This is a genomic window from Rubrivirga sp. (assembly GCF_049648075.1).
In the GTDB taxonomy this organism is placed as follows: domain Bacteria; phylum Bacteroidota; class Rhodothermia; order Rhodothermales; family Rubricoccaceae; genus Rubrivirga.
On the sequence record NZ_JBARYR010000549.1, the window covers coordinates 1 to 6671 of the forward strand.

5 protein-coding genes and 1 pseudogene are annotated in these 6671 nt (G+C 69.5%); 4 read left to right on the forward strand and 2 right to left on the reverse strand.

What is annotated here, in order from left to right; translation table 11 throughout:
• The 3 genes and pseudogenes from WBA11_RS15315 to WBA11_RS15325 form a co-directional block, all read left to right on the forward strand.
• A pseudogene (locus tag WBA11_RS15315) lies at positions 1 to 383 on the forward strand (hypothetical protein); the annotation flags it as partial.
• Entirely contained in the window at positions 380 to 793 is a 414-nt protein-coding gene (locus tag WBA11_RS15320) for a type I restriction enzyme HsdR N-terminal domain-containing protein (protein WP_424521531.1), read from the forward strand. The pseudogene WBA11_RS15315 and the gene WBA11_RS15320, both read left to right, overlap by 4 nt.
• 49 nt (positions 794 to 842) lie before the next feature.
• Positions 843 to 2156 carry a M24 family metallopeptidase gene (locus tag WBA11_RS15325; protein WP_424521532.1) on the forward strand — a complete coding sequence of 438 codons (1314 nt, stop codon included), beginning with the start codon at positions 843 to 845 and terminating at the stop codon, positions 2154 to 2156.
• Between the two features lie 233 nt (positions 2157 to 2389).
• On the opposite strand, the gene WBA11_RS15330 is transcribed toward WBA11_RS15325, so the two are convergent.
• On the reverse strand, positions 2390 to 3049 hold the full coding sequence (locus tag WBA11_RS15330) for a uracil-DNA glycosylase (protein WP_424521533.1): 660 nt from the start codon (positions 3047 to 3049) through the stop codon (positions 2390 to 2392).
• Between the two features lie 232 nt (positions 3050 to 3281).
• Entirely contained in the window at positions 3282 to 4451 is a 1170-nt protein-coding gene (locus WBA11_RS15335) for a hypothetical protein (RefSeq protein ID WP_424521534.1), read from the reverse strand.
• Between the two features lie 146 nt (positions 4452 to 4597).
• Between WBA11_RS15335 and WBA11_RS15340 the strand changes: the two genes are divergently transcribed.
• On the forward strand, positions 4598 to 6484 hold the full coding sequence (locus tag WBA11_RS15340) for a putative nucleotidyltransferase substrate binding domain-containing protein (protein WP_424521535.1): 1887 nt from the start codon (positions 4598 to 4600) through the stop codon (positions 6482 to 6484).
• Positions 6485 to 6671: the final 187 nt, after the last annotated feature.

Sequence of the window (6671 nt, forward strand, 5' to 3'; positions counted from 1 at the left end):
CCGCCGAGGCGCTCCGCCTGCTCGCCCAGCGACCCGCGCTCGCGTCCGGCGTCTTCGACCCCGAGGCCAAGGACCTGGCCGCGTTCATGGCCTTCCACCTGCGCGGCATCGGCGACACCATCGAGGACGCGGCCCAGTCCTGGGACGACCGCAACTACTGGCGCAAGTCCGAAAAGCTGCGCGCCGACTACCGCTGGGCGCCGCAGTCGGCCGACAAGATCGAGGAGCACCTGGTCGCGGGCGATTGGCAAGCCATCGTGCCCGTCTTGTTCGACCTGGTGCCGCGCTTCTCCGACGTCACCATCGCCAAGATGACGCGCGACGCGGACCACTGGGTCGGGGCCTACCGAGCCCTCGTCAAGCGGGCGGCCAAGGCCGCGTGAGCCTTAGAACCCGCGTCGAGGGCGAGCGGACCCTCGTCCTCGATCCGGTGCGCCGCAAGTGGGTCGCGCTGACGCCCGAGGAGGGCGTCCGCCAGCACTTGCTGATCGAGCTCCAGGCGCTCGGCTACCCCATCGGGCTGCTCGCCGTCGAGCGCGCGGTGACCTACGGCGGCAAAACGTGGCGCGCCGACGTCGTGGCCTACGGCCGAGACCAGCGCCCCGCCTTGTTGGCCGAGTGCAAGGCGCCCGGCGTCGCCATCGACCAGACGACGTTCGACCAGTTGGCGCGCTACAACGCCGTCCTCCACGCCGAGACGCTGGTCGTCGACAACGGTGCGGTGCGGTACTGCTGCGTCCTCGAGGGCGGCGCGTGGCGGTTCACGGACGCGATCCCGCCATTCTCTGGCTGAGGCGTGTGCGGGGACGAGCCTAGCTTCGGGGACCACCTCCCCGACCTCGATGCGCGCTCTCGCCCTTCTCGTCCTCCTCGTTCCGTTCGCTCACGCCCAAGAGACGCCGGGCATCTTGTCCATGCGCGAGAGGGCAGAGGTCCAGGATCGTTGGCTCGAAGAGCGCCTCGAGGTCGTCGCCCCGGCCTTGATGCGGCGCGAGGGGATCGACATGTGGATCGTGTCGGCGCGCGAGTACAACGAGGACCCGGTGATCGAGACGATGCTGCCGGCGACGTGGCTCGCGGCGCGGCGCCGGACCGTCCTGGTGTTCTTCGACGACGGCGAGACCGTGGAGCGCCTAGCCGTCGCGCGGTACGACGTGGGGCCGTTTCCGAGGGCGTGGGACCCGGAGTCGCAGCCGGACCAGTGGGCGCGCGTCGCGGAGATCGTCGCGGAGCGCGATCCTGGGCGGATCGCGGTGAACCGCTCGGCCACGTTCGCCCTCGCGGACGGGCTGACCGAGACGGAGTATCGGGGGTTCCTCGACGCGTTGCCGGAGCCGCATCGAGGCCGCGTCGTCTCGGGTGAGAACCTGGCCATCGGCTGGCTCGAGACCCGCGTCCCGGCCGAGATGGACGTCTACCCAACGGTCGTCCGCATCGCGCGCTCGATCATCCACGAAGGGCTCTCGCTCGCCGCCATCACGCCCGGCGTCACGACCACCGACGACCTGTCGTGGTGGTACCGCGACCGGATCCGCGCGCTTGGTCTCACGACCTGGTTCCACCCCAGCGTCTCGGTCCAGCGCGCCGACGCGCCCGGCCGCAGCGACGACTTTTCCGGTCGTCCCGACCTCGAGGTCATCCAGCACGGTGACCTGGTCTGGGTCGACTTCGGGATCTCGTACCTCGGCTTGCAAACCGACACGCAGCAGCTCGCCTACGTCCTGCATCCGGGCGAGACCTCGGCGCCCGCCGGGCTAAGGGCCGGAATGCGAGCCGCCAACCGCGTGCAGGACCTCCTGACGAACGAGTTCGCGACGGGCCGGACCGGCAACGAGATTCTTGCCTCCGCCCTCGAGGCCGCGAGAGCAGAAGGCCTCGACGCGACGATCTACACGCACCCGATCGGTCTCCACGGCCACGGCGCCGGCCCGACGATCGGATTGTGGGACCAGCAGGGCGGCGTACCGGGACGCGGCGACTACCCGCTGTACGCCAACACGGCCCACTCGATCGAGCTCAACGCCGTCGCGGCGGTGCCGGAGTGGGGCGGCAAGCGCATCCGGTTCAGCCTCGAGGAGGACGCGTTTTTCGATGGCGAGACCACCCAGTACATCGACCCGCGCCAGGACGAGCTGTTGCTGATCCCGCGCCAGTAGCGAGATCCTCTGGCCGACGCCCTCGAGGCCGGGTCCTCTACTCGTGGTGCATTCGACCTCGATCGCCCCCTGTAGCGCCGCTGCATGCAACGGCGTCGTGACGCGGCCTCGAGGACGGGTGCAGCACCGCATGGATCCCCGCGTACGCGAGGATGACGGCTGTTGACGATGGGCTCGGGTCGCGTCCTCGAGGTCGATACCGCCACGGTGCAGTTGCTCCTCGAGGGCGATGCCTACAAACGGTCCCACAGCGCCGCGACGCCCTCGCGGAACAGCGTCGCGCCGCCCTGCGACGGGTGCCTCACGTAGACCGGCCCCGCGCCGACGGCCTCGAGGGCGCCCTCGGCCTTCCGCCCGACCGCGCTCACGGCGGCGGGCTCCAGGATCTCGACGGTCGAGGCTAACAGCCCGTGCCACCGGCGGATCTCCCTCACGCCGGGCGTTCGGATGGTCAGCTTCTCGCCGGCCTTGTGCGGGTGGAGCGGGACCGCGTTCCAGGTCCAGAACCGGCCCCAGTGCGGCAGCATCGCCTTCCAGTAGATCGAGCCGCTGTACTCGTTGATCGGCTCGCCGGTCGTGGCGAACCGCTTCGAGGACGGCCGGCCGTCGACCGGGAAGTCGGGGTCGAGGAGCTGGCGCTCGTTCGTGAACGGGATGCCCGAGAACCGACAGCCCCACGGGCCGGGCGCCTCGGCCACGACCAGCACCTCTGGTTTTCCGTGGCTGGCGACGGCCTCGAGGGCGGCCTCGAGGTTGGCGCGTCGCGTAGCGGGCGCGTCCGGCGCGTCGTGCTCGTCGGTGTCGAGGTACGGGTTGACCATCCGGTCGCCGGCGGGGGCGTCGAACAGGTCGGAGCGGTAGAGGTCGAGCAGGCGGTCGCGCCAGTCGGACACGGGAGGGAGAGGGGAAGGTGAGGGACCGAACGCCTCGCCGGCCCCGAGGTCGCATTCAATCGAGGAGTTGCCGCCCTCGATGGCGGGGCGCTCTCGCCCCAATGCTTCGTCCTCGAGGACGAAGGTTCAAAACCAATCCCTAGCGCTCAACGTTCAGTTCCCGAAGCGCGCGTTGACGACCTGGTTGTAGATCGACCCGAATGAGTACGACAGCCCGACCGAGCCGAAGTAGCTAAAGCTGGTCGCAAGCTCCTGGTCGTTGGTCAGGATTTGGCCGTCGTCGGCACGGGTGGCGCGCAGGTTGATCTGGTCCTGGATGTAGCTGTACCGACCGTCGAGCCGGAGCGAGAGCCCTCGGAAGACGCGGAGATCGACGCCTCCGCCGATGCCGGCGTTGTAGCGGTCCGGCCGCGAGAGGTACTGCGAGACCGACGCGAACACGTCGACGGAGCCCCACGGCTGGGTTAAACTCCGCCGCGACCCCGCCCGAGTGTCGAGGGAGGAACTCGGACGTTTCGAGCAGAATCGTCGTGTCCTGGTACGCCGCAAACTCGACGCCCGGCCGGTAAAACAGTCGGACCTGCCGCTGCGTGGCTTGGTCGTAGGGGTAGACGTTGTACTCGACGGCGGCGGTCGAGACCGCTTGGAAATCGTAGTTCGAGAACGTGTTGCGCGAGAGGTCGGCCCGGCCTCCTGCCGACCAGTGATCGGTCAGGCTGAATACGATCTGTGAGTTCAGCCCGTAGTTCGCGTTGTCGCTCGTGAACGTCTCGCCGTCCGTGAGCTCGAAGTCGCTCCGGTTGTAGCTCGCTCGAGGTCGGATCGAGACTTTCAGAGCTTCCGTCACGCGCTCCGCTGAGACGGACCCGAAAAGGTTGGAGCTCTGCGATCGGGACTGGCCTTGGAAAAACCCGCTGCCGCTGATCCGGAAGACCCAGCTGTTCCACGGGTCCTGGACCTCGTCCTCGAGGGCGGCCTCGGCCTCGGCTCCGGTCGGGGCATCGTACGCGATCGTGAGCCGGTCGGCGAGGTCCGTCCTCGAGGCGTAGCCCGCCAGGCCGAGCGAGAGCCGGCCCAGCAGTGCCCGCCGCTGGTCGTCGTCGCTGGCGGCCGGCGGGGACGACGTGACGAGCGTGTCGACGCGCCCCTCGAGGTCGGGAGAGCGGCCCTCGAAGAACAGCGTGAACCGCTCTCCGCCACCGCCGGTGTCCTCGTCCACGATCAGAACGTAGATCGCGGCGTCGGCGGGATCGCGGACGAACTGGGCGAACCCGATCTCCGTCTGGAAAAAGTCGATGTCGCATCCCGGTACGAAGCCGGGGCAATCGACGAACGTCGTCAGCCGGTCGCCCTGGGCGAGCGCCGGCCCCGCGACGAGAAGGAGAAGCAGGATAAGCCTCATGGGCTGGAGGGTGGCCGGACGGAGAGTAGACACGGTCGGCCTGACATCGTCGCCATTCGGCAGGGCAATCCCTCGAGGACGGCGCGCCCGCGCTCGGGATCAGCCTCGGCCTCGAGGCGTCCTATCGGCCCCTCTCCTCGCCCCGCATGGTCGCCTCTCTCTCCGCCCAGATCGCCGAGCTCCTTTCGGAGACCGAGCCCTTCGACATCCTGTCCGACGAGGAGCGGCAGTCGCTGCTCCAGAAGATGACGCTCGAGCTCTACGCGCCGGGCGAGGTCATCCTGCAGCAGGGCGACGACATCCACCGGGCGCTCTACATCGTGACCGAGGGGCTTGTCCGGCTCGAGGAGGCCGAGTCCGGGCGGACCGTCGACATGGCCGGCTCGGGCTCGCAGTTCGGGTCGTACGGCCTTTTGCAAGGCGGAGCGCTGCCCTACGAGGCTCGCGCCGTCGAGCAGACGTCGTGCGCGCTGATCGCGGCCGAGAGCTTCCAGAAGCTCCTCAAGTCGAACGACGCGTTCCGGGCCTTCTTCGAGGCCGACATCAAGCGCTACGTCCGCACCCTCGACGACGACATCGACGCGAGCGGCGCCTTCTTGCTCTTCGACGCGTCTCTCGGAAGCGTCTTGCGGGCCAAGCCGACGACCGTCGAGACGGGGGCGACGGTCCGCGAGGCCGCTCAGGCCATGGCGTCGTCCGGCTCCGACGGGGTCGTGATGGTCCAGGACGGGATCGCGATGGGCGTCGTGACCGAGGGCGACCTGGTCAAGCGCGTCGTCGCAACAGGCGGATCGACAGAGGACCCCGTCATGAGCTTGGTCGACCGGCCGCCGGTCGCGCTCCGCACCGATGTCCCGCTCTTCCAGGCCATCCGCACGATGATGCGCGAGCGGATCCGGCGCATCGTCGTGGTCGACGCCGCCGACGGAAAGCTCAAAGGGCTCTTGACGTCCGAGGACGTGAGCCACTTCCGCGGCCTGGACCCGGTGGCGACCATCGAGCGCATCGAGCGCGCCCGCTCGGTCGAAGAGCTCGCCGGCCTGCGCGCCGACTCCAACCGCCGCCTTTACCGGCTCTACCACCAGGGCGTCCACTCCGAGGACCTGCTCGACATCGTGACCGAAGTCGACGACCACCTCAAGCAGAGCGTCTTGGGGGCCGTCGAGCGCGACGTGCGCGAGGAGTTCGGAGACCGCGCCTACGACGGCGCCTGGGCATGGCTCACGTTCGGGGCCTCCGGCCGCCGCGAGTCCGTCTTGCGCGCGTGGCAGGACAACGGCCTGGTCTACGCCGACCCGGCGCCGGGCGACCGAGAGCGCGCGGCCGAGTTCTACGCCGCCCTCGCCAACAAAGTCGTCGAGGCCTTGCGCGAGTGCGGCTACGGCGACCCCGAGAACGGCATCGACGCGAGCTCGGAGCCGTTCCGGCAGCCGCTCTCAGCATGGAAGGCGGCCTACGACACGTGGGCCGGAGCCACCGACGCGGAGGCGTCCTCGAGGGCGGCGCTCTGCTTCGACCTGCGCACGCTGCACGGCGACACGGAGTTGGGCGACGAGCTGTGCAGCACGATCGCGGGCCACTTGCCGAACGACCGCTTGGCCAAGGTCCTAGCCAGAGAGGGCACGCGCGTCGACATCCCGCTCTCGACGTTCGGCCGCATCGAGGTCGACGAGGTCGACGGGGCGGTCGGGCTCGACCTGCGCGCTCGGGCGATCCAGCCCATCGTGCGGATGGCTCGGGCACTCGCCATCGACGCCGGCTACCTCGAGTCCGCGAGCACGTTCGACCGGCTCCGGCACATCGGCCAGAGCGACCACGCGCTGGCTCCCCAAGCCAAGGCCATGATCCCGCCGTTCACGACGCTGGTGGACATCCACCTGCGCGAGCAGATGCGGGCCGCCGAGCGCGGCGCGACGCCGACGGACCTGGTGGACCCGGACGGGATGCACAAGAGCCAGCAGAACCTGCTCAAGGAGACGCTCAAGGACGTCCGCTCGGCGCAGTCGGACGTGCGGAAGCACTACGGGCTGTAGCCTCGTCCTCGAGGACGGCTACGGAATCCGCCCGCCGACGCAGCGCGCCACCCGGTCCGCCGCTGCCGACGCGAGGGCGTCCCGCAGGCGGCTCATCCCGTCCTCGAGGGCGCGGTCCCGGACGTCGCTCGCGAACCGCCGCCGCTCGGAGCGCGACAGGTCGAGCTCTTGCCAGTCGCCGTTGTAG